At 69.5% G+C, this 23,497-nt stretch carries 14 protein-coding genes; 6 read left to right on the forward strand and 8 right to left on the reverse strand.

All coding sequences use genetic code 11. The features are described from left to right. Positions 1–115: 115 nt before the first annotated feature. Complete coding sequence (locus Q2K21_RS08705) at positions 116–5,653, reverse strand: toxin glutamine deamidase domain-containing protein (RefSeq protein WP_310768366.1); 5,538 nt, start codon at positions 5,651–5,653, stop codon at positions 116–118. A 418-nt stretch (positions 5,654–6,071) separates the two neighbouring features. Further along, entirely contained in the window at positions 6,072–6,737 is a 666-nt protein-coding gene (locus tag Q2K21_RS08710) for a hypothetical protein (protein ID WP_310768368.1), read from the reverse strand. A 119-nt stretch (positions 6,738–6,856) separates the two neighbouring features. On the opposite strand from Q2K21_RS08710, the gene Q2K21_RS08715 reads away from it, so the two are divergent. Continuing rightward, positions 6,857–7,285: a hypothetical protein gene (locus Q2K21_RS08715; RefSeq protein ID WP_310768370.1), complete on the forward strand. Its 429-nt coding sequence runs from the start codon at positions 6,857–6,859 to the stop codon at positions 7,283–7,285. Here Q2K21_RS08715 and Q2K21_RS08720 read toward each other — a convergent pair whose 3' ends face one another. The 6 genes from Q2K21_RS08720 to eccCa form a co-directional block, all read right to left on the reverse strand. Next, a complete protein-coding gene (locus Q2K21_RS08720; RefSeq protein ID WP_310768372.1) occupies positions 7,286–7,588 on the reverse strand; it encodes a hypothetical protein in 303 nt (100 codons plus the stop codon). It lies immediately after the preceding gene. Between the two features lie 68 nt (positions 7,589–7,656). After that, positions 7,657–8,985, reverse strand: coding sequence for an SUKH-4 family immunity protein (locus Q2K21_RS08725; protein WP_310768374.1), 1,329 nt, complete (start codon positions 8,983–8,985; stop codon positions 7,657–7,659). Between the two features lie 64 nt (positions 8,986–9,049). Continuing rightward, a complete protein-coding gene (locus tag Q2K21_RS08730) occupies positions 9,050–10,996 on the reverse strand; it encodes an ATP-binding protein (RefSeq protein ID WP_310768377.1) in 1,947 nt (648 codons plus the stop codon). 127 nt (positions 10,997–11,123) lie between these two features. Beyond that, positions 11,124–11,462 carry a DUF397 domain-containing protein gene (locus Q2K21_RS08735; protein ID WP_310768379.1) on the reverse strand — a complete coding sequence of 113 codons (339 nt, stop codon included), beginning with the start codon at positions 11,460–11,462 and terminating at the stop codon, positions 11,124–11,126. A gap of 87 nt (positions 11,463–11,549) precedes the next feature. Next, the gene (locus Q2K21_RS08740) at positions 11,550–11,930 is read right to left on the reverse strand and encodes a hypothetical protein (protein WP_310768382.1); all 381 of its coding nucleotides are present in this window, start codon (positions 11,928–11,930) and stop codon (positions 11,550–11,552) included. A gap of 220 nt (positions 11,931–12,150) precedes the next feature. Beyond that, a complete protein-coding gene (gene eccCa / locus Q2K21_RS08745; protein ID WP_310768385.1) occupies positions 12,151–16,095 on the reverse strand; it encodes a type VII secretion protein EccCa in 3,945 nt (1,314 codons plus the stop codon). 303 nt (positions 16,096–16,398) lie between these two features. Here eccCa and eccD point away from each other — a divergent pair, with 303 nt between their 5' ends. The 5 genes from eccD to dapB all read left to right on the forward strand — a co-directional run bounded on the left by eccD (position 16,399) and on the right by dapB (position 23,495). Next, positions 16,399–17,856 carry a type VII secretion integral membrane protein EccD gene (eccD, locus tag Q2K21_RS08750; protein ID WP_310768387.1) on the forward strand — a complete coding sequence of 486 codons (1,458 nt, stop codon included), beginning with the start codon at positions 16,399–16,401 and terminating at the stop codon, positions 17,854–17,856. Positions 17,857–18,510: 654 nt separating this feature from the next. Further along, positions 18,511–18,798, forward strand: coding sequence for a 30S ribosomal protein S15 (gene rpsO / locus Q2K21_RS08755; protein ID WP_310768389.1), 288 nt, complete (start codon positions 18,511–18,513; stop codon positions 18,796–18,798). A gap of 322 nt (positions 18,799–19,120) precedes the next feature. Beyond that, on the forward strand, positions 19,121–21,340 hold the full coding sequence (locus Q2K21_RS08760) for a polyribonucleotide nucleotidyltransferase (protein ID WP_310768391.1): 2,220 nt from the start codon (positions 19,121–19,123) through the stop codon (positions 21,338–21,340). Beyond that, the gene (locus tag Q2K21_RS08765) at positions 21,337–22,716 is read left to right on the forward strand and encodes a M16 family metallopeptidase (protein ID WP_310768394.1); all 1,380 of its coding nucleotides are present in this window, start codon (positions 21,337–21,339) and stop codon (positions 22,714–22,716) included. The genes Q2K21_RS08760 and Q2K21_RS08765 overlap by 4 nt, the downstream gene beginning before the upstream one ends. Before the next feature lie 26 nt (positions 22,717–22,742). Continuing rightward, on the forward strand, positions 22,743–23,495 hold the full coding sequence (dapB, locus tag Q2K21_RS08770; protein WP_310768395.1) for a 4-hydroxy-tetrahydrodipicolinate reductase: 753 nt from the start codon (positions 22,743–22,745) through the stop codon (positions 23,493–23,495). The last annotated feature ends 2 nt before the right edge of the window (positions 23,496–23,497 follow it).

The following is a 23,497-nucleotide window of genomic DNA, read 5'->3' on the forward strand; positions in this document are numbered from 1 at the left end:
CCCGCCGCTGCCGTGCGGGCAGCTCCCGCCAGATCTCGATGCGAGCCCAGTCCTCAGCGTTGATCTCGGGCACTGGGGTGATCCCTTCCATGAGCAGTGGTGCTGTTCCTCGACGTTACTGACCTGACTTGGCGTTGCTCTCCCAAACGCCCTTGAGTCGGTTCACATAGTTGTTGAAGTCGGCCTTGAACTTGACCCGGGCCTCGTCCTTGGCCTCGGCGGGGGTCATGGTGGTGCCGTCGTCCCGACTGAGGTCCGCATCCTCATCAATCGCGCCCCTGCGGAATCCGACACCATAGTGAATGCGGAGCTTGTTCTTCTTCTCTCCCTCACCCAGCTCGTCGTCGGGCTGGCCGTCTTCGACTTCATTTGCCAGATAGTCCGAGCAGTCGTTCCCAGAGGCGTGGCCACAGGGTTCGCGTTCGGTATAGAGACTGATGGGCTCGAACGGTTGCTGGCCGGCGGCTTCGCGCCTCTCGTTCACCGACTGAATCCAGTCCATGGCATGCGGCTCGGAGTGGACACCGGAGCCCCAAGGCTGGCTCATCGGCAGCGAGCTGTCCACGACATACCGGATCTCGTTGTTCCCTGGATCGCGTACCTCGACCACGGCGTAGTTCTTACGTGACCAGTCGCCCTTGTGCTCTTCGAGCGCCTTGAGCTCCTGCTGGACTGCATCCTCGATCTCGCTGTCGGTGAGTCCTTGGCCGTCGTCGATGCGATCGGCGATGGCCGCTTCCAGGCCGGCTCGATTCGGTATGTCGCGCCTGTTGTGGTAATGCACTCCGCCCGACTTGATGCCTGCTTTGTCCATGAGTTTCTGGATGGTCTCACGGGCCTTGTTCGAACGCTCAGCCTTCTCCGGATCGTCTGTGGTCGGAGTGAAGTTGGTGGGTGAGTTCGGGTTATCGGCATTGGGGTCGAGCGCGATTCCGACCGAGCTCGTCGCATGAAAGCGGAGGTCCATCCGGGCCAGTGCCGCGACGACGGCCCCCTGCTGCCCCTCGGTCATGTCGCCGAACCCGGGCAAGGCATCGACCAGGGTCTGCTTGCGGATACCGCCCTGCTCAGCAGCGAGAGCGTCGTGGAGGAGGGAACGGAGATCGCCGTCGCTGCTCCACTTCTTCAGGTTGTCGTATACGGGCTTGAGGTCGGTTTGCAGGACTTCATTGGTTTCCCGGAGGTGAGCCTGGGACGGCTCGGGGAGCATGTTGTAGTGCGTGTCATCCGGACTCTGAACGGTGTCGTACTCAGCGCTGCCGCGCGGCCGCTCGGGGGACTTCTCTCCCTCGGGGTCGGCTCCTGCGGGATCCTCCGGGGGCCGGCGGTCCATACTGCCCGACGTCTCGGGGGTCTCTCGGTCAGAGCTCAGCTCTGTTGCGGGGCGTGACTGGGTGCCGTTATACGGGGTGACCGGCTGCCGGTTCGAGTCCAGCGGAATCGCGAAGACCCCGTTGTTCCCGCTGTGCAGCGGCTTCGAACTGTGCTGACCCGTTTGCGCGTCGATGTAGGTGATCTTGCCGTTGTGGTTGACGGCGTTCCAGGCGTGGGCGCGGCCGTTGGAGTCCTGGGTGATGATGACAGCCTGGGAACCGTGGCCGCTGTCGCGGAGGGTGTTTTCGAGGCGGTTGAAGGCGTCGCGGCCGTTGCCCAGGTCAGTGAAGCGGGCGCCGAGGGTGTTTTCGATGCGGTCGCGACCGGCCCTTTCGCCGCGGTCCGAGGGGTTGCCGTCGGCGTCCAGGTCGGGGGTGCGGGCGGCGGCGGCCGTGGGGTTGCCGGCGTAGGTGTCGACCGTGGACAGGGCGACGTCGGCGCAGTTGTTGTTGCGGCCGGAGGTGCCGGAGCCGTCGCCGTTGATGTGCTGGACCCAGGGGCCGTCTTCGGGGTCTGGGGGTCGAGTGGGGTCGCCGTTTTCGTCTCGGGGGACGGCGTTGTTCAGGGCCTGCTGTTCGGCGGGGGTGGGGTGGGTGACGCCGCCGGGTGGGCTGGTGTCGCGGGTGGCCGTGGCGGGCAGTGGGTCCGGTCGTGAGGGGTCGTGGCTGGACTGGTGGTCGGAGTCCTCACTGGGGGTGTTGTCCGGGTTCTCGGCTGAGCCATGGTCCGGGGTCTCTCCCGAGGGGTCCGACTGGGTGGTCTGCTGGTCCTGGTTTGGCTCAGCCGAGTTGTGCGTCTCTGGCTGGGAGTTGTCAGTCCCCTCTTGGGAGGTGTGCGTGTCCTGGTGGGAGGCCTCGGTTCCCTGCTGGGGGGTGTCAGTCCCGTCTTGAGATGTGGCCGTCTCTTGCTCGGAGCCCTCGGCGTGCGGCTGGCTGGTGTCTATGGGGTTCCGGTTGGCGTCCAGCGGGATGTGCCAGACGTGTTCGGCGTTGTCGATGTGGAGGGGGTCGTGGCTGACCTCTCCGCTCTGGGTGTCGATCCAGACGATGTTGCCGTTGTGGTTGACCACGTTGAAGGCGTGGCCGCCCCCGTTGTTCGGCCAGTCGACCTGGACGATGGCCGCTGAGCCGTGGCCGGCTTGCTGGAGGACCGAGGCGATGTTGTTGGCGGTGTTCGGGTCGCCGCCGGGGCCGGCGTAGGTGTGGGCGGCGCCCGTCCAGCGGATCTGGTTGTCGTTCGCGTCGTTCTCGGGGGACCAGATGTCGGGGTTGCCGTGTTCGTCGGTATCCAGGGTGCGGGGGGCTGAGACCTGGGGGTTTCCGTACCAGGTTTCCAGGAAAGAGCGGGAGCAGTCGGCGCAGTTGTTGCTGCGTCCGGGGACCTGGCTGCCACCGTCGTTCTGGAGTTGGGACCAGGAGCCGAAGGGGTCGGGGAAGCGCTGCGGGGTGCCGTCCTCGTCGTGCGGGACGGCGTCGACCAGTGCCTGCTGATCAGCGGGGTCGGGTTCGGACAGGCCGCCCGGGTAGTGGTCCAGGTCGGCGCGGATGTTCTCCAGGCTGTCCTGCTGCGGGTGCTGCTGGTGGTCAGGGCTGCCGGGAGTGGCCTGGGGCGAGCCTGGCTGATGCGGCGTGGCAGGGCCCGCGTGTGCCGGTGACGCTGAGGCGCTCGGGGTGCGGATGACGGTGTGGATCGGGACCGCCGTCACCTGCTGCTGGTGGTGCTGCGGGTTGGCCGGGGTGTTCTGCGGCGGCGTGCTGGACTGCGCGGCCGGCTGCTGCGGGGTGTTGGGGGTGTTGGGCGTGCTGCCCGCGGGCTGCTGGGGAGGCCTGCTGGGAGTGGTGCCGGTGCCGGTGCCCGGCTGGTTGCGGGTGCCGGATGTGCTGGGCGTGCCCTGAGTGGTGGGGCTACTGGCGGGGCCGGGCTGGTTCGCGGAGCTCGGGGTGCCGTTTCCCGGTGTCGAGGAGTTCGAAGTGGCGTTGCCAGGTGTCGAGGTGCGATCGGATCCGGTGCCGGTCGAGGTGGAGGGCGTCGTCGTGGGGGTGCTGGTGGACGGTGATGCGGTCCTGGGGGGAGTTGACTGGGCCGGGTTCTGGCTCGGGGTGGGCGTACCCGGGTTTTGGCCTGGGGTGGGAGTACGGGTGCCGCCGGTCGGGTCCGTGGTGTTGCGCGGCGGTGTGCGGTCGCCCGGGGGCGTACCGGGGGTGGTGCGGTTGCCTGGGGTCGTGTCCCCGGGGGTGTTCCGCGGTGTGGTGCCGTCGACCGGCCTGGTGCCGGGGGTGTCGCGGGGCGGTGTGCGGTCGCCCGGCGTCGTACCGGGCGCGTTCCGCGGTGTGGTGCCGTCGCCCGGCGTCGTGCTTCCGGGCGTGCGCTGGGTCGGTATTCGGCCGTCCGTCGTGCCCGCGGTGCGAGCGTCCGCTGTACCGGTGACGCGAGCGTCCGCTGTACCGGTCACGCGAGCGTCCGCCGTACCGGAAACCCGCCCGTCCGCTGTTGGGGCGGGAGTGCTTCGGGGCGTCGTCGTCGGAGCCGTGGGGCTCGGGGTGGACGCAGGTCCGGTTCCCCTGGAGGAGGGTGTGCCGGGTGCGCCGGCGGAAGGGGTCCTCGCCGCGCCCGAGTTGGCAGTCGGGCTGGTGGGGCTCGCGCTGGACGGCGTACTTCCGGACGTACCCCCGCCGTGGTGTGAGCCGGCCACTCCACCCGCGGTGGAAGGCGCCACGGGCGACGTAGGTATGGCCGAGCCGCCATCCGAACGGCCCCCCGTACCGGCCGGGGACGGATCGCTCGTCGTCGGCGTGGGCGCCGCGTTGGAGTGGGTGGGGACACTGGTGGCCAGGCTGTCGATCGAGGTGCCGATCGTCCCGTGGCCACTCGTCGTTGTCGGCGACGTACCCCCGGACGAGGTGGGGGTGGATACGGAATGCGGTGTCGGCGACGAGAGCCCGGACACGGAGGAGCCGCCGGAGTGGGAAGGGCTGGACGTGCTCGGAGTGCCGGACGAACCGCCCGAGTCCCCAGCATCGTGCGACGTTCCGCTGGGCGAGGGGTCGTCGAAGTCCGACAGCGACGGACCTGAATGTGACGGTGTCGGCCTGGCGTACGGCGTGTCCGAGGAGGACGAATCCTGCCCGGACCCGGACCCGGACCCGGAGTCGGAACCGGACCCGGACCCGGAGTCGGAACCGGAACCGGCGTCGGACCCCGGCCCCGCACCCAGATCCGGCCCACCGACACCACTGCCGCCGGTGTCGGCGGATATCCCGCCACCTATGTTCACGCCCGCGCCGTGACCCGAACGCGTCGACGGCGACGAGTCCGACCCCGACGAGTCGGAGCCGTTGGAGTCGGAATCGGAGCGGGACGAGGACGAGTCGGAGGAGGAGCCGGAGGACGAATCGGAGGATGAATCAGAGGACGAGCCCGAATTGCCCTCGCTATCCGATGAGTTGGAACTCCCGTCACTGTCCCCCGCGCCGTCCCCGCCGTCGCTCCCCGACGTCCCCGACCCTCCGTCGTAGCCGTCGATACGGCTGTCGATGGCGTGGTGCGCGCGGCTGCCGGCCTTCGCACCCAGACTGTCGCGCACACCCTCGGCGAGGGTCTGCGGGGTCTGCTTGATGGCATCCCAGGCGCCGTCGGTGCCCTTCTTGATGGTCGTGGCGAGGTCGTAGCCCTCCTGGGCGCCGAAGCCGACGTTCACCGACTGGCGGATCAGGTCGGTGATGATCGCCTCGATCATCGAGATCGCGGGCTCCTTCATCGCCTCGACGATCGCCTCCATCAACGCCTCTTTGAGTTCGTCGAGGAGACGGCGCACGATCATCCGGGTGACCTGGGTCGCCCCCAGTGCGCCGACCTCGGACAGGCCGAAGGTGAAGGGAGCAGCGGCTTGGGCGGCGGCGATCTCGATGGCCAGGGCGATCAGTTGGGCAATCACCGCCCATTTGGCGAACTCGACGAGGTAGGCGCAGGCCTCCATCACGGTCGCGATGATGTAGGCGGCCTGGGCGGCGTTCGCGAGGTAGCCGTCGCCGCCTCCACCGTCGAACTTGGCGTAGGCCTTGGTGAACGCGTCGATCGAGTCGCCGGCGTTGTGGGCGACGACCTGGCGGGCGCTGGTGTTTGCCGTGCTGTGCAGTTCGGTGACGTCGTCGCCGAACTTCCGCCACAGGGCGGCCGAGTCTCTGAGCTTGTCCTCGTTTGCCGTCGGCCAGCGGTAGCCGAGCATCTCGAGAACCCATTCGAGCTCGTCCGGCAGCATCATCGCCACAGCAGAAAGCACCCCCGTCAGCCGACTCGGCCGTACAACTCCCTCATTGGCCAAGGGAAATCACACAGGTGTACAGCCGTCCGCAAAGTTTACGGAATCACCCGCAGGCGGCTTCAGAGGGCGCTGTCACAAATCCGTTGCAGGTCCTGGCGGTTGCCTCGACATACGAGACCGCTCACGGCGTACGTCGGTGAACTGGCCGCCGCCATACGGTGCCTGCAGCTGCCCGTACGGCTGCTGCGGCTGCCTGTACGGATTTAGGTACTGCGGTGGAGGCGTCAACATGCCTGGGAGACTTGGTGGTTGACTGAACGAGTAGAGATCAACGCGAAGTTGACCGGCGCAGGCTACCTTCCGGCGTCGACCATGCCGCACCGGGGCCGGTCGGACGAGATGACCGAGGCTGGTCGGACGAGATGACCGAAGCGAGTCAGACGAAGTAGCTGACCAGGAATGAAACCCCGGCTCCTGCGAGCCCCGCACCGATCATCCCGAGCATGATCCAGCGCGTCACTCCCCGCCCTGCCGCATCCCATGCCTCGTCGTACGAGACACGGCTCTGGCCGAACGGCGCGTATCCGGTGGCGAGGCAGAAGACGCCGAGGCCCGTGAGGACCCAGCCGCCGAAGAAGGCGCCGAAGAAACGCCAGGCACGGTCCATGCCGCCCTGGACGTAGTCACCGTCTGCGGAGGTGGCTGTCGTCGGCGCGTCCGTCTGCTGCACCGACAGCTCGGCGCCGTCCGCGTACCGATGCCTCACCTGCACCGCGGCGGCCGCGTCCCTGCCCTTGCCGTCGTCGGACACGAACGTGCCCTCGCAGCGGACGGGGCGGCGGTTCTTATGGCTGCTGCGTGAGGCGTTGTTCGGGTAGCTCACCTCGCACTGCTTCACCGTCAGGGTGCCGTGCGTGCCTGCCCATCCCGCGAGGTAGGCCCCCTCGTACGCGCCCCATCCGCTCAGGGCGAGGCCCGCGAGGAGGAAGACCAGGCCGCCCCAGCGGCCGAGGCGGCCGAAGGCTCTGCCGACGAGACCGGCGAGGGAACGGTCGGAGCGGTCGGTGCCTTTGCCTTTTCCTGTGCCCTGTGTTTGAGCCATGACAACGAGGTCCTTCTCCTCTTCGGCCGGTGGCGGTCGGGTGGGGGTCAGCATGGCATCCGTGCGTGACGAGAGATACTTCGGGTGCCGGAGACGCGAGGAGCAGGAGGAGAAGCGACATGACCAGGCAACCCGAGAACTCACCGCATCCGCACGGCACTTCGACGGACCGCGGTGTGCTGGACGAGGCCCTCGAACCGGAGCAGCTACGTTCTCTGAACTCCGCCCTGCGCAAGCTGTCCGAGACCGACGGCGTCGGCAAGGACATGCAGGACGCGGCGAAGAGGCTGCTCTCCGGCCGTCTCGCCCTGCGCGACGCCCTGGACGACCCTGCGGTGGCACGCACCCTGGGCAGTGGCATGGCGTCCCTGCGCGGCCAGTGGGAGTCGCTCTCCGAGGAGGAGCGCGAGCAGATCAGGCACGGAGAGCCACTGACGAGTGGAAACCCCTCTTCGGGGCCCTCAGAGCCGAGGAACCCGGCGGGTGAGGCCTCGCAGTCGGAGAAGCGGAGCCAAGGGCGGCACAGCGGTGGGTTCTCACTGTACTGATCACCGGCGCTGTCTGCGGTACAGCGCGATGGCCGCCTCGGTCGGGTAGTTGGGGACGGTGACGGTCTCGCCCGTCTCCTTGGACACCACGATCTTGCTGCCGCCGGGCTGCGCCGGCTGAGGGCGGCCGGCCGCGTCCATGACCGGCGGGAACTCCGCGTACACCAGGTAGCCGATGTCGAACTCCTCGACGCGCAGTCGGGCGGGTGTGCCGTCCGGCAGCTTGGGTTGTGCGTACCGGCTGCGGACGATGTCGAGGGCCTGCTCGGGGGTGGTCGGCGGTGCCGTGTTGTCCGACGTCACAGGGTGCTCTCCTCATTCCCTCAGTGTTCTCTCAGTGTTCTCTCAGTGGGGATCTGCAGAGGGCCTGATCAGAACAACCCGTGCCACATCTGCTCGACGATCAGCGACCACCAGGTGTCCACAGTGCCCAGCGCGGAGGCATCGACAGCCACCAACTGCTCCTGCAGCGCCGCCACTTCCCCGCCGGCCGCGACCGGGTCCAGCCCCCGCATCCGCTGCCGTGCCGTGGCGAGCAGCGCCAGGCAGCGGGCGAAGGCGGCCGCCGAGGTGTTGACGTAGCGAGCAGCGGCGGTGACCGGGTCCACGGCCCAGACCGCGCCGAAGCCGTCCGGCTGACCCGTACCCGGTCGGCACTGCACCGCGATCACCGCGACACCGTCGAAGCCGATCCGGACCAGGTGCGCCAAGGCACCGATCTTCTCCTCGTCGGCCGGGCTGCGGCGCTCGCGCAGATTCGTGGCGACGTCGGTGAACAGGCCTCCGGCAGGAGGGGCGTCGGGCCGGTCGGCGGTGAAGAAGAGGGGAAGGCCGGCGGGGAGGCCGGCCCAGGTGAGCGTCGACTTGGTGGGCTCCGGCAGCGGGCTGTCTGCGATGTCGTCAGCGTCCCAGCGACGTACGCCGTCCTCACCGAAGATCTCGACAAGGTGGCGGCCGAGGGCCACGTCCCGCATCGGCTCCGCGGGTGTGACCTGCGCGGGAACCGGGACGCGGTGCGGCCGCGGCGGCGGTTGCTGGCCGGCGATCCGGTGCATCGTCTCGACCTGTTCGACCAGCGCCGCGATGCCCTCCGCACGCGCCTCGGGACGAGCACCGTAGTTCTGCGAGCAGGAGAGCTGGGCGTTGGGGAAGGTGTTGAGGAGTTCGGCCGTATAACCGCCGGGCAGCAGGCTGGGGCGCAGGTCGGTGTGGATGGCGAGGACATTGCCGACGGGTACGTTCAGCTGCTGCAGGTCGGCCCACGCCTGGTACTCGGCGGGGGGCAGGCCCGGGCCGGAGGTACGGAAGAGGGTGGTCTCCTCGCCGGTGGCCGGGTCGGTGTAGGTGAAGACTGCGGTGTTGCCCGGGCCGGTGACCGGACGGGCACCTTCGGGCGCGCCCGCGCCCTGTGCCGCGCCGCCGTGCTTCTGCCGGTACATCTGTACGACCTCCTCGACCGGCACCGACGGCCAGACCGTCAGCTCGCCGGTACGGCGGTCCACGACCCCACACGCGTTGCCGATCTCGGCAGGCGGCCGGCGCTCCCCGGTCACCGGGTCGCGCTCGGGCTCCGAAGGCGCGGCCCACACGACCCAGCCCAGGTCGAACTCCTGCATCCGGACCTCGCGGCGCGGCTCCGCCGAGCCTTCCGGGTTGAGCCAACGGTCGGCGAGGGCGAGCGCCTGCTCCTGGCTGGTCAAGGGAAGGCTCCTTCGAGAATGACTGGTCGTACGCGTGGGAAATAGGCGTGGGAAAGGGGTGTTGCTACGAGGCTATCGCCGGGTCGGCCGGGCGGATGCGGAGGGCCTTCGCCCCGCGCGCGGTGGCGACGAGGAGGATGCCGTCGGGGGAGAGGTCGGCGGCGGTGAAGGGGGTGTCGGAGATCAGCGCAACCACGACCTCCTGGCTCGCCCGGTCCCAGACGCGCAGGTAGTCGGCGCCGCGGCTCAGCCCGAGCGGGGCGGCGGCCCGCTCCTCCTCGGAGGGGCGCAGGACCTGCCCGGGGTCGACCTCGGGGCCTGTGCCGCCGAGGTCGTCCGGTCGCATGAGACCGAGGACGAGCACCGCGGAACTGTGCGCCTCGCCGGGGCCGCCGATCGGCCGTGCCCCGGGCGTGCCGGCGGGTACGACGAGGACGGCGACGGGGGTGGCCGGACCTTCCGGGTGGGGCAGGCTGCCTGCGGTCATGGCGCTGATGCCGGGGACGGACCGGCTCCACAGCGTCTGCCAGGGCAGGTCGAGGCCGAGGCGGTGTATGGCGTCCGCGTACTCGGGCAGGCCGTCCTCGACGAACGCGGTCTCCAGTAGGGCGGCGCGCAGCACGGCGGGTGCCTGGGTACGGGTCAGCAGGGGGGCCGTACGCAGGTACGTACGGGCCGGCGCGCCGAGCGACTCGGTAGGGACGGCGTCGATGGCGGCGCGCAGCGGCACCGGATCGGCGTGCACGAACAGCCCCGGGTCTGTGAGGAGCTGGGGCAGCAGGCCTGCCTCCAGGGTGTGGCCCGCGATGTGATCGCGTACGTAGGGGTCGGCCTTGCTCCAGTCCTGCTCCGGCACGGCCTCCAGCAGCGCCATCGAGATCTGGGTCTGCGCGGCACGGACGCTCGGCAGGCCGGCACGGATCTCGTCACCGATGGCCGGGTGCAGCAGTCGAAGCAGCGTCCGCTCGCCGTTCGCCGAGTCCTCCTCCTGCTCCTCGGGCTGCACGAACGGCCCGGCGAGCAGCATCCCGCCCGCGAAGGCCTGGCTCATGTCCTGCCCGGCGACCGCGCTCGCCAGTCGCGCCCACAGGTGGACCGGTATGCCGTCGGCCTCGGCCAGGGCGAGCGGGGCCAGCATCAGCCGTAGTGTTCGCGGGTCGGCGCCGAGTCGTCTGGCGTGCAGGTCGAGGGCCTCTCCCACGGACGTCGGCAGCTGGCTCTCGTCGGCCGGGTCGAAGCCCTCGGGTGCCATCAGGATGCCGTGGACGGCGAGCTGGACGACCAATGGACTGGTCCCGGCCCGGCGGCCGATGGCCGCTCCCAGGGCGAGGCGAGCGGCGGGATCGACGGTGAACGGCAGCTCGGGTGCCCCGAAGTCCGGGTTCAGCGCCGCCTGGGCATGCAGCACCAGGCCCTCGGGGTCGGCCCACTCACGGTCGTCGAGATCGATGATCTGCACGGTGCCGGGCGGCAGCCCCTCGGCCAGCTCGGCGGCCAGCGGGCGAGGCACCTCGGCCAGGAGCCGGATCGTCTCGGTGGCGGCCAGCGGCGCGAGCACCTCCCGTACGAGCCGTGCGGGCTCGCCCGCGGCCCGTACCGGACCGGCGCGGTCGACGTCCGGTACGACGACCGTCACCGGCTCGTCGAGTGCGGCCAGCTCGGCGTACACGTCCTTGGTGCTGGTGGCGTTCAGCTCGTAGTGGTCGGCGAGCAGCCACAGGACCTGGGCCGCGGTCAACCCGTCGGGGGCCGGTACCGCCGGGGCCGGCAGCTCGGGCGGAACCGTCGAGGGATCCATCTCCTCCAGTGGCAGCCGCTTGCGGTACTCCGGCTCGCACAGCATCAGAAACCCCGTGATCAGCCGCGAACGCCCGCTGCCGGAGCTGCCCGTGAGCACGACCACGCGCGGAGCGCCGGGCACGGCACCCCGCCATGCGGCGAGCGCGCGCAGCGCGGCGGTTCGGCCGCCTATGTGGGGGTGCGGTGCGTAGTGCTCGGTCGAGCCGGTCATGGGTCCCCGTCCTCCGCCATCGCGGACGCCTTCGCGTACGACGCCGATCTTAGGTGTCGAACGGAGGCCGACCGAGGCGAAGCCCAGTCCTCCTCACACCCTCGTGACGGCCGCCCGCGCCCCCGTACTACTCGGCCGACACCCCACCGTTGTGCGGCGCCGGTTCCAGGTCGAACTCCCCGTCCCGGGCCCCGAGTACGAACGCCCGCCACTCCGCCTCGGTGTACCGCAGCACGGTGTCGGGATCGAGGGACGAACGCATGGCCACGGCACCCTCCGGCAGGTACGCGATCTCGACCCGCTCCTCGTGTTCCTCGGTACCGGGCGCGCTGTGCCACTCGACTCCCGAGATGTCGAGGGCGTACAGCTCGTCCCGCTCCCGCTCCTTGCGCGCCTTGATCTGGACCTGAGTCTCGACCTGGGTGTCGACCTGAGTCTCGACCTCGATGTTCCGTGCCTCGGTCATGCTGCGGGGCCTCTTCCTGGCATGTGAACGAAGTGCGCGTCCCACCCTACTGGTGCGGGTGCTGCCCGCGTGGGTGGTTGTCGCAGGTCAGGGCTCCTGCCGACGACGCTCGAAGTGCATGCCCGTCGTCATCTTCACCTGACCGTCGTACTCGGCGGTCGTCTTCCGCCAGATGTCCGCCTCGTTGGCCTCGTTCTGCTCGTGCGCCACGCCCATCTTGGTGAAGGCGATCCCCATCCCCGCGATCCGCTCCGCCAGGCTGCCCATCGACTGGTACATGCCGTCGCGCAGGCCCTCGTAGACGACGCCGAACTTCTCGCCGATGTCGTCGTCGCCCCACGGCGGGGTGTCACCCTTCTCCAGGGCGGTCAGCCCGTCTTGCAGGCTCTTCACGGCCTTGGCCCACTCCTGGCCGACCGTGTACATGTTGTAGCCCTCGGTCTTGAGGACCTTGGGGTCGGAGTCCATGTAGTCCGACGACACAACTGCCCCCCGTGGCTCGCCTTTTCTGTCGCAACTCTTCTGTCGCCGATTTTCTGTCGCAACGCCACCTTAGCGGTGGCACCCGCACGAGACCCACCCCCACATCACCCCAGAACAGAGGGGCGGTACCCCACGCGGGTACCGCCCCTCGGCCTGAAGCAGCCGACCGGCCTGAAGCAGCCGACCGGCCCGAAGCAGCCGACCCTCAGAACCGCGCCGGCAGCCACCCCGTCTGAATCAGCTGCCCACCGCGCCGCCGCGTGTGGAAGTACCCACGTCCGGGCGGCAACTGGGACCCTGTGATGTTGCCCAGCAGGGCACCCTCCGACCGGTCGCCGGAGAGCACGATGCCCTGGGCGCCGAGCTCGCGCATCCGCTGCATCACCGGCTCGTACAGCGACCGGCTGGCACCGCCCGAGGAGCGCGCGATGATGACGCGCAGGCCGATGTCACGGGCGAAGGGAAGGTACTCCACGAGCGGGGCGAGCGGGTTCATGCCCGTCGCCACCAGGTCGTAGTCGTCGACGATGACGAACGCGTCCGGGCTGCTGTACCAACTGCGGTTGCGCAACTGCTCGGGCGTGACGTCCGGACCCGGCATACGACGGCTCATCGAACCGGCCAGGCCTTCCAGCGTCTCCGACAGAGCGGGTGCCGACGCGCAGTAGCGCGACAGGTGCGAATCCGGTACGCCCTCCAGGTGGGCGCGCCGGTAGTCACCCATGACGATCTTCGCCTGATCGGGCGTGTAGCGCTCGGTGATCTGCTTGATGAGCAGCCTCAGGATCGCGGACTTACCGGACTCGCTCTCGCCGAACACAATGAAGTGCGGGTCCGTCTCGAAGTCGACGAAGACGGGCGCGAGCGCCGACTCGTCGATACCGATGGCGACACCGCGCTCCGGGTGCTCGAAGCCCTTGGGCAGCCGGTCCGCGGCGAGCATGGTGGGCAGCAGCCGTACGGCCGGGGCGTGGTTGCCCTGCCAGTTGTCGTTGATGCCCCGGACGAGGATCGCCGTGGCTTCCGACAGGTCCTCCGTCTCCGACGAACCGTCGACGCGTGGCAGCGCCGTCATGAAGTGCAGCTTGTCCAGGCTCAGACCGCGGCCCGGGACAGTGGCGGGAACGTTCTGGGCGACCTTGCGGTCGATCTCCGACTCGGTCGGGTCACCGAGCCGCAGCTCGATGCGGTTCTGCAGCATGTCCTTGAGAGCCGGCCGCACTTCCGTGTAGCGGCTGGCGGTCAGAATCACGTGCACACCGAAGCCGAGACCACGCGTCGCCATGTCGGTGACGGTCGCTTCGAGCAGCTCGTAGTCCGTCTTGAAGGTCGCCCAGCCGTCGACGATGAGGAAGACGTCTCCCCAGGGCTGGTCGGGCAGCAGCCCGGAGGCCCTGCGCTGTCGGTACGTCTGGATCGAGTCGATGTTGTTCGCGCGGAAGTACTCCTCGCGCGCGTTCAGGATGCCCTCGACCTCGCTGACGGTACGGCGCACCTTCTCGGCGTCGAGCCGGTTGGCGACCCCGCCGACGTGCGCCAGCTCCTCCATCGAGATCAGACCGCCACCGCCGAAGTCCAGGCAGTAGAACTGCACTTCGGAAGGCGTGTGGGTGAGGGCGAAGGACGAGATGAGCGTGCGCAGCAGAGTCGACTTGCCGGACTGCGGACCGCCGACGAACAGACCGTGGCCCGCACCGCCCGAGAAGTCCCGGTACAGCACGTCGCGCCGCTGCTCGAACGGCTTGTCCACCAGGCCGATCGGTACGTTGAGCCGGCCGAGCGCCGTGTACTCGGGCGCGGTCAGGCCGCGCTCCTGGGTGACGGCGAGCTGGGGGAGAAGCTGTTCCAGCGAGGGTGCCTCGTCGAGCGGGGGCAGCCACACCTGGTGGGCGGGCGGTCCCTGGTTGACCATCTTGTTCACGATGACGTCCAGGACGGTGTCGGCGAGCGCGTCGTCCACCCGGTTGTCGGACTCCGCGTCCTCGATCACGGGCTGCGGGGGCAGCGCCACGTGCTCCGCCGTGAACAGCGCGGGCCGCAGCTGGGTGGAGCGGTGCACCCGGGACGGGCCCTCGCCGTGGTACGGCCCCGACACGTACGCGGCCTTGAAGCGGACCATGGTGTCGGTGTCGTACCGCAGGTAGCCGGAGCCGGGGATCGACGGCAGGTGGTAGGCGTCCGGGACACCGATCGCCGTACGGGACTCGGCCGCGGAGAAGGTGCGCAGACCGATCCGGTACGAGAGGTAGGTGTCCAGACCCCGCAGCTTGCCCTCCTCCAGACGCTGCGACGCCAGCAGCAGATGCACACCCAGCGAACGGCCGATACGGCCGATCTGGATGAACATGTCGATGAAGTCCGGCTTGGCGGTGAGGAGTTCGGAGAACTCGTCGAGCACGATGACCAGCGAGGCCATCGGCTCCAGGGCGGCGCCCGCCGCCCGGGCCTTCTCGTAGTCGTGCAGATTGGCGTAGTTGCCCGCCGTGCGCAGCAGCTCCTGCCGGCGCTGCATCTCACCCGTGATCGCGTCCCGCATACGGTCGACGAGCGTGAGGTCGTCCGCGAGGTTGGTGATGACGGCCGCGGTGTGCGGCATGTCCGCCATGCCCGCGAAGGTCGCACCGCCCTTGAAGTCCGCGAGGATGAAGTTCAGCGTCTCCGAGGAGTGCGTCACCGCGAGACCGAGCACCAGCGTGCGCAGCAGCTCGGACTTGCCGGAACCGGTCGCGCCGACGCACAGGCCGTGCGGGCCCATGCCCTCCTGCGAGGCCTCCTTGAGGTCGAGCATGACCGGCTCGCCGTTCTCGCCGACACCGATCGGCACCCGCAGCCGCTCGTGCAGCGTGCGCGGACGCCAGGTGCGGGAGACGTCGACGGAACCGGCGTCGCCGATGCCCATGAGATCGGTGAAGTCCAGGTTGGACAGAAGGGGTTCGCCCTCCTCCGCCGAGCCGACCCGGAACGGGGCGAGCTGCCGTGCCAGGGACTCCGCCTGCGCCGCGTTCAGCACATCGGGCTTTCCGGTGTACGCGGACTCGTGGCCGACGAACAGCTGCATCCTGTCCGGCTTCACATAGGCCGTCAGACCGGCGCGCAGCTCCTCCTCCAGCTCACCCGGGGCGATCTCCAGGAAGGTGACGCCCTGGAGCCCTTCGGCACTGGCGAGTTCGGAGTCCGGCGGCACGGTGCCACCGTCGAGCACCACGATCAGGTGCGGCTGGTCGTAGACGGGGTTCGCGTCCCGGTTCCAGCGAGGCCTGTCGTCCAACTGGTCCGCCAGCGCCTCCTCCAGCTCCCCGAGGTCGTCGAAGAGGAGCCGGGCCGAGCCCGCTCCGTCCTTGGCCTTCGGGTGCTGGCTGTGCGGGAGCCACTTGATCCAGTCCCAGTCCGCCGCCGCGGAGGGGTGCGCCACCACGGCGACCATCAGGTCCTCCGGCGAATGCAGCGTCGCCAGCTGGGCCAGGGCAGCGCGGGCGTTGCCGTAGACCGTGTCACTGTCTCCGCACACCGTCACGTGGTAGAAGGCGCGCAGCGAGACGGAGACGGGCAGGTCCGACAGGCTGCCGTGCGCGTCGAGGAAGGCCTTCATGGCCGCCGCGGTCAGCGGCTCCAACTCCTCCTTCGGAGCGGTCTCCGGGGCGACGAGCGGGGTGTTCAGCTGCTGAGTGCCACGGCCGATCCGTACGGATGCGAAGTCCCCGTCGGTCGGGCGCCGCTCCCACAGACGCTTGCCGTCGGCCGCGACCGCCCACAACTGGTCCGGGTCGGGGTGCTGGAAGAGCTGGCTGCGCCGCTGGAGCTCCGCGGTCTTGTGCACGTCCTTGCGGACCTGCTCCAGATACCGGAAGTAGTCGCGCCGGTCCTGGGCCATCCCCGCGCCGCCGCCCTGCCGGGACTTGGCGAACTGGGCGATGGCCATGGCCAGGGTCGAGGCCAGCATCAGCCCGCCGACCACCCTCATGTAGGAGGGGAGACCCGGCATGAAGAAGAAGCCGACGGAACCCAGCATGCCCATCATGGGCAGCAGGGTCATCAGCATGCCCTCTTCGCCCTCGCGCGGGATCTCGGGCGGCGTCTCCAGTTTGACCTCGCCGTCCGGGACGACCGGCGGCGCTATCCGCGGCGGCCGTTTGATGATGACGACGCTCACCGATGCACTCATCCTTCGTGATTGACGTGATGGATACGTCTTGGCACCGACGCCCCCGTGTACCGCGACGTGTTCCCGTTCGCGTAGGCGTCGTCCGCGTAGGCGTCGATCCTACTGATGCGCGGGGTGGGCAAGGGAGTCAGGAGGATGGAGAAGCCGCGGGGGTCCTGGGGGAAATGAGGGAGGCAGGCCCTGAGTCGCGTGCGGCAACGGATAAGGTGGCGCTCCGCGTCGTACGAGCGGCGCGGCGAAGCGTTGTTCGAAGCGCTGTCCGAAGCGTTGTCTATCAGGGGGAACTACCAGGTGAGCACGGGGACTTCGACTGGTTTCTGCCGAATCACCATCGCAGCGCCGGACAGCCGTGTCGATGTCGCGCTGCCGGAGGACCTGCCGATCCAGGACCTCTTTCCCGAGATCGTCAGGCTCTCGGGCCTGGCTCAGTCGGACACCAGTCCCGCCGGTTACCACCTCGTACGCCGCGAGGGCCAAGTCCTCGACGCGAGCCGCTCGTTGCTCGAGCACCGGGTCAGGGACGGCGAAGTGCTGCTGTTGCGAACGTTTGCCGACTCGCTGCCGCCGGCTGTTCACGACGACGTGGTGGATGCGATCGCCGCCGCGGTCAAGCAGGACATCCGCAGCTGGAACGACAACCTGATGCGGGTGGCCGGTCTCGTCTCCGGTGCGCTGCTGCTGGTCATGCTCGGCTTCGTCTTCTGGTTCGCGGATCCGGTACGGCACGACATGCACGGCCTCCAGGGCATCCTCGCCGGCGTGGTCGCACTGACCCTGACGGCACTCGCCGGCGTACGGGCCCGGGTCTACGACGACCGCGCCTCCGCCGTCGCGCTCGGTGTCTCGGCGCTGCCGCACGCGCTCATCGCGGGCTCCGGCGTCATTCCCCAGGACGCCGGTGAAGGCCCCGGCCGGATCCAGTTCCTCGTCGGCTGTGTCGTCGTACTGCTCTTCTCCGTCGTGCTGATCATGCTGCTGCCGCAGGGAGACGCCCCGTTCGTGGCCGCCGCGCTGGCCGCCGCGATCGGCACGCTCGCGGTGTTCTGCGGTGTGCTCACCGAGGCGGAGCCGCGGGAGATCGCCGCCGGCACCTCGGTCGTCGCGCTGGCGGTCGTCGGCTTCCTGCCCGGATGGTCGGCCCGCTTCGCCAAGCTTCCGATCGGTTTCCGCAACCCGGAGGACCTGGCCAGGGCCCGCCGTGAGGGCGTGGAGGGCGACCTGGAGGCCGTCGACGTCCAGCGCATCGTCGCCCAGACCAGCCGGGGCCATGAGCTGCTGCTCGGACTGGTCGGCGGCTGCGCGGCCGTCATCGTCGGCGCGGGTGGTGCGGTGCTCGGCTTCAGCGACAGCGGCTGGGCCCAGCTGCTGGCCCTGTGCACCGGCCTGGCCGCGATGCTGCGGGCGCGCCTGTTCCGGTACACCGCCCAGGTCACCTGCCTGTTCGTGGCCGGTGTCGTCACACTCGGTCTGCTGGTGCTCGGCCTCGCGATCTCGCCCCCGGCCGACGTCGTCATCGAACTGCTCAAGGGCAACTCCGGTCCCGTCGACATCCGGACCCTGTGGCTCGGCGCCTCGGTCGCGGCCGGCGTGCTGCTTCTGATCGCGATCGCCCTGATCGTGCCGCAGAAGGGACTCTCCCCCTTCTGGGGCCGCATGCTGGACCTCGCGGACTCCCTGGTGCTGCTCTCCCTGATCCCGGTCTGCCTGGCCGTCCTCGACGTCTACGGCAAGGTCCGCGGCGGAGTCTGAGGGGGGATCCCGGCCGACCGGCTGCCGGGTCGCGCGACGCCGGTCGCCGTCCGCCGGGGCCGATGGGTGGCGGGCCGCCGCCGGGCCGGGCCGCCTTGCCGTCCGTCGGCCGCAGGGCCACATGGCCGGCGGTTGCCGTCTGTCGGCCGCAGGGCCACATGGCGCCCGGCGGTTGCCGTCCGTCGGCCGCAGGGCCACGCGGCGCCCGGCGGTCGCCGTCCACGGCCGTCGGGGCCACGCGGCGCCCGGCGGTCGCCGTCCACGGCCGTCGGGGCGGGGCGCCGGCCCCGGGCCCCGCTGTCGGCCTGACCGCCTCGTCCTCCCACCCTGGACGGACGGGCTGATAAACAGCCCGTCCAGCAAATCCAGTCGGTACGGCAAAATTCAGCCCCTCCGGCGTTTGAGGAGCGGGGGTCCGGGGGCTGGCCCCCGAAACCGGCCCGGTGGCGGCCCGGCCCGGCGGAGCCACCCGTCGGCCCCGGCGGAAATCCGCCCACTTCCGGCCTGGTACGCTGTGTGACGGCCGTTTGTGTACGCGCTTCCGGTTCCCCTGGAAGCCGCGCCAAACGGATCCCGCCTCCCGAGTCACGGAAGCTCCCCTGAGATGAAGACCAGGGGCACTCGGCGGCATCCAGAACATCATGAGGAGTACGCGTGTCGCTCGACGCCGCTACGAAGAAGCAGATCATCGCCGAGTTCGGCCAGAAGGAGGGCGACACCGGCTCCCCCGAGGTCCAGGTCGCCATGCTCTCGCGCCGCATCTCCGACCTGACCGAGCACCTCAAGATCCACAAGCACGACCACCACTCCCGCCGTGGTCTGCTGATCCTGGTCGGTCAGCGTCGCCGCCTGCTGCAGTACCTGGCCAAGAAGGACATCCAGCGCTTCCGTACGCTGGTCGACCGCCTCGGCATCCGCCGCGGTGCGGCGGGCGCCAAGTAAGACGCCGTGAAGGGAGCGGTTCCCGTACGAAGGGGGCCGCTCCCTTTGCTGTACGTGCGGACTGTCACTGCCGCTTTGTAGTGTGGTAGCAGAACGCACTATGTACGACACAGTGTGAGGAGCGTCCGGACACACCGGGTGCGCCGCACACACCGAACGAGGAGGAGCGCACCTCGCCGCCGCCGGTCCTCGGTAGTGGCCCCCGGGGAAGTGAGCCCCGGGAGCTTCGATCGAAGACCGGCCCGCACCAGATGGAGCGCTTCTCCGCCACCGTCCCCCTGCCACACGGGCAACAAGGGACGAAGACGAGGAGAAAACGCTAGTGGAGAACGAGACCCACTACGCCGAGGCCGTCATCGACAACGGCTCCTTCGGCACCCGTACGATCCGCTTCGAGACGGGCCGCCTGGCCAAGCAGGCCGCCGGCTCCGCCGTCGCGTACCTGGACGACGACACGATGGTCCTGTCGGCCACCACCGCGTCCAAGAACCCCAAGGACCAGCTCGACTTCTTCCCGCTGACGGTCGACGTCGAGGAGCGGATGTACGCGGCCGGGAAGATCCCCGGTTCCTTCTTCCGCCGTGAGGGCCGTCCCTCCGAGGACGCCATCCTCACCTGCCGCCTCATCGACCGTCCGCTGCGCCCGTCCTTCAAGAAGGGCCTGCGCAACGAGATCCAGGTCGTCGCGACGATCATGGCGCTCAACCCCGACCACCTGTACGACGTCGTGGCGATCAACGCCGCCTCCGCGTCCACGCAGCTGGCCGGCCTGCCCTTCTCCGGCCCGATCGGCGGCGTTCGCGTCGCGCTGATCAACGGCCAGTGGGTCGCGTTCCCGACGCACACCGAGCTCGAGGACGCCGTCTTCGACATGGTGGTCGCCGGCCGCGTCCTGGAGGACGGCGACGTCGCGATCATGATGGTCGAGGCCGAGGCCACCGACAAGACGATCAAGCTGGTCGAGGGTGGCGCCGAGGCGCCGACCGAGGAGGTCGTCGCCGCCGGTCTGGAGGCCGCGAAGCCCTTCATCAAGGTCCTGTGCAAGGCCCAGGCGGACCTCGCCTCGAAGGCTGCCAAGCCGACCGGCGAGTTCCCGATCTTCCTGGACTACCAGGACGACGTCCTGGAGGCCCTGACGGCCGCCGTCCGCCCCGAGCTGGCCCAGGCGCTCACCATCGCCGGCAAGCAGGAGCGCGAGTCCGAGCTGGACCGCGTCAAGGGCCTGGCCGCCGAGAAGCTCCTGCCGGAGTTCGAGGGCCGCGAGAAGGAGATCTCCGCCGCGTACCGCTCGCTCACCAAGCAGCTGGTCCGCGAGCGCGTGATCAAGGAGAAGAAGCGCATCGACGGCCGCGGTGTCACCGACATCCGCACCCTGGCCGCCGAGGTCGAGGCCATCCCGCGGGTGCACGGTTCCGCCGTGTTCGAGCGTGGCGAGACCCAGATCCTGGGCGTCACCACCCTCAACATGCTCCGCATGGAGCAGCAGCTGGACACCCTCTCCCCGGTGACCCGCAAGCGCTACATGCACAACTACAACTTCCCGCCGTACTCCACCGGTGAGACCGGCCGCGTCGGCTCCCCGAAGCGCCGCGAGATCGGCCACGGCGCCCTCGCCGAGCGCGCCCTGGTCCCGGTCCTGCCGACCCGCGAGGAGTTCCCCTACGCGATCCGTCAGGTGTCCGAGGCGCTCAGCTCGAACGGCTCGACGTCCATGGGCTCGGTCTGCGCCTCCACCATGTCGCTGCTGAACGCCGGTGTGCCGCTGAAGGCCCCGGTCGCCGGTATCGCCATGGGTCTGATCTCCCAGGAGATCGACGGCGAGACGCACTACGTCACCCTCACCGACATCCTCGGTGCGGAGGACGCCTTCGGTGACATGGACTTCAAGGTCGCCGGTACGAAGGAGTTCGTGACCGCCCTCCAGCTCGACACCAAGCTGGACGGCATCCCGGCCTCCGTCCTGGCCGCGGCCCTCAAGCAGGCCCGTGACGCCCGTCTTCACATCCTCGACGTGATGATGGAGGCCATCGACCGGCCCGACGAGATGTCCCCGCACGCCCCGCGGATCATCACCGTCAAGATCCCGGTCGACAAGATCGGTGAGGTCATCGGCCCCAAGGGCAAGATGATCAACCAGATCCAGGAGGACACCGGCGCCGAGATCACGATCGAGGACGACGGCACCATCTACATCGGGGCCGCCGACGGCCCGTCCGCCGAGGCGGCCCGCGCCACGATCAACGGCATCGCCAACCCGACCATGCCGGAGGTCGGCGAGCGCTACCTGGGCACGGTCGTCAAGACGACCACCTTCGGTGCGTTCGTGTCGCTGCTCCCGGGCAAGGACGGTCTGCTGCACATCTCGCAGATCCGCAAGCTCGCCGGCGGCAAGCGCGTGGAGAACGTCGAGGACGTCGTCGGTGTGGGCCAGAAGGTCCAGGTCGAGATCGCCGAGATCGACTCCCGCGGCAAGCTCTCCCTCATCCCCGTGATCGAGGGCGAAGAAGACGACGAGACGCAGAAGGACGACGCCGCACAGTGACGTCCCGTGGCTTCAAGGCGACGGCCCGCACCTCTTCGGAGGCGCGGGCCGTTGCCCGTACCCAAACCCTGATCCAGGGCGAGAACGGCATCGGCACCGTCCGTAAGACCACCCTCCCGGGCGGTCTGCGGGTCGTCACCGAGACGCTGCCCTCCGTGCGCTCCGCCACCTTCGGCATCTGGGCGCACGTCGGCTCGCGCGACGAGACGCCGGCTCTGAACGGCGCCACGCACTACCTGGAGCACCTGCTCTTCAAGGGCACGCAGCGCAGGAGCGCACTCGACATCTCCGCCGCGATCGACGCGGTCGGCGGCGAGATGAACGCGTTCACGGCGAAGGAGTACACGTGCTACTACGCGCGCGTGCTCGACACCGACCTGCCGCTCGCCATAGACGTCGTCTGCGACATGCTCACCGGCTCGCTGATCCTCGAAGAGGACGTCAACGTCGAGCGCGGCGCGATCCTCGAAGAGATCGCGATGACGGAGGACGACCCGGGCGACTGTGTGCACGACCTGTTCGCGCACACCATGTTCGGCGACAACGCGCTCGGCCGCCCGGTCCTCGGCACGGTCGACACCGTCAACGCCCTCACCGCCGACCGCATCCGCCGCTTCTACAAGAAGCACTACGACCCCACGCACCTCGTGGTCGCGTGCGCCGGCAACGTCGACCACCAGAAGGTCGTACGCCTGGTGCGGGCCGCCTTCGAGAAGGCCGGTGCCCTCACGCGGACGGACGCCACGCCCATCGCCCCGCGCGACGGCAGCCGCGCCATCCGCACCGCCGGACGCGTCGAGCTGCTGGGCCGCAAGACCGAGCAGGCGCACGTCGTCCTCGGCATGCCCGGCCTGGCCCGCACCGACGACCGCCGCTGGGCCCTCGGCGTGCTGAACACCGCGCTCGGCGGCGGCATGTCGTCCCGCCTGTTCCAGGAGGTCCGGGAGAAGCGGGGCCTCGCGTACAGCGTGTACTCGTACACCTCGGGCTTCGCCGACTGCGGCCTCTTCGGTGTGTACGCGGGCTGCCGTCCGAGCCAGGTGCACGACGTGCTCAAGATCTGCCGCGACGAGCTGGATCACGTGGCCGAGCACGGTCTGTCCGACGAGGAGATCGGCCGCGCCATCGGCCAACTGCGGGGCTCCACGGTCCTCGGCCTGGAGGACACGGGTGCGCTGATGAACCGAATCGGCAAGAGTGAGCTGTGCTGGGGCGACCAGATGTCCGTGGACGACATGCTGGCCCGGATAGCGGCGGTCACCCCGGACGACGTCCGGTCCGTGGCCCGGGAGATCCTAGGGCAGCGGCCCTCTCTGTCGGTCATCGGCCCGCTCAAGGACAAGCAGGCTTCCCGTCTGCACGAAGCCGTCGCCTGAACCCCACCGGTAAGGAAGCAACAGAGATGAGCAAGCTGCGCGTGGCGGTCCTCGGTGCCAAGGGCCGGATCGGTTCGGAGGCGGTACGGGCTGTCGATGCCGCCGAGGACATGGAGCTGGTGGCCGCCCTCGGCAGCGGCGACCGACTGGAGACCCTCGTCGACGCCGGTGCCCAGGTGGTGGTCGAGCTGACCACGCCGGCCTCGGTGATGGGGAACCTCGACTTCTGCGTCCGGCACGGCATCCACGCCGTGGTCGGCACGACCGGCTGGACCGACGAGCGCCTCGCGCAGCTGAAGGGCTGGCTGGACCAGTCCCCGGAGACGGGCGTCCTCATCGCCCCGAACTTCTCCATCGGTGCCGTGCTGACCATGAAGTTCGCCGAGGTCGCCGCCCCGTACTTCGAGTCCGTCGAGGTCGTCGAGCTGCACCACCCCAACAAGGTGGACGCCCCCAGCGGTACCGCCACGCGCACCGCCCAGCTCATCGCCGCCGCCCGTGAGAAGGCGGGCAGCGCCCCGCAGCCCGACGCCACGGTGACGGCCCTGGACGGCGCCCGCGGCGCGAACGTCGACGGCGTCCCGGTGCACGCGGTCCGCCTGCGCGGTCTGCTCGCCCACCAGGAGGTGCTGCTCGGCGGGGAGGGCGAGACGCTCACCATCCGCCACGACTCGCTGCACCACAGCAGCTTCATGCCGGGCATCCTGCTCGGCGCCCGCCGCGTCGTGACCACTCCGGGCCTCACCTTCGGCCTGGAGAACTTCCTCGACCTGAAGTAGCC

The organism is Streptomyces sp. CGMCC 4.7035 (assembly GCF_031583065.1).
Classification (GTDB): domain Bacteria; phylum Actinomycetota; class Actinomycetes; order Streptomycetales; family Streptomycetaceae; genus Streptomyces; species Streptomyces yaanensis.